The organism is Polaromonas sp. P1_G1 (assembly GCF_056405595.1).
Window position 1 is genome coordinate 1 of sequence record NZ_JBFUBU010000231.1, and the last position, 412, is coordinate 412.

Consider the following 412-nt stretch of genomic DNA (forward strand, 5'->3'; position numbering starts at 1 on the left):
CTGCGATGCGAACGCCTGGTGCAGGAATTTTCCGAACGCGCGCAGGCCATGTTTGATGAAGAAGCGCGGAGCCGGGGCGGCATTGAGGCCGAAGACCGCCATGGCGTGATGCGCTTCTTTCCCTGCACCACGCTGTCGATTGGCGCAGTCGCCATTGACGGCAGCCAGTACACGCGGGCAGAGGATGTGGCGAACCTGGCTGCCTTGGCCAAACACGATGCCAAACAGGCCGGCGTGGGTTTGTGGGAACGCCGCGTGGCGTAGCTGCGGTTGAAACCGCCTGTGCGGTACGCTAGGGACCAACCCATGTCCTCTGTGTCTGATCCATCCGCTGAATCTGAAGCCACCGTGCCTTGGATGACACTCTTGAGTCTGGTAAGTGCTTTCGCGCTCAGTCAGGCCTTTCGTACCG

1 pseudogene is annotated in these 412 nt (G+C 61.2%); it reads left to right on the forward strand.

The features are described 5' to 3' along the window. Positions 1-264 (forward strand): annotated as a pseudogene (locus tag AC1D1Y_RS26615) (diguanylate phosphodiesterase); the annotation flags it as partial. Positions 265-412 lie beyond the last annotated feature (148 nt).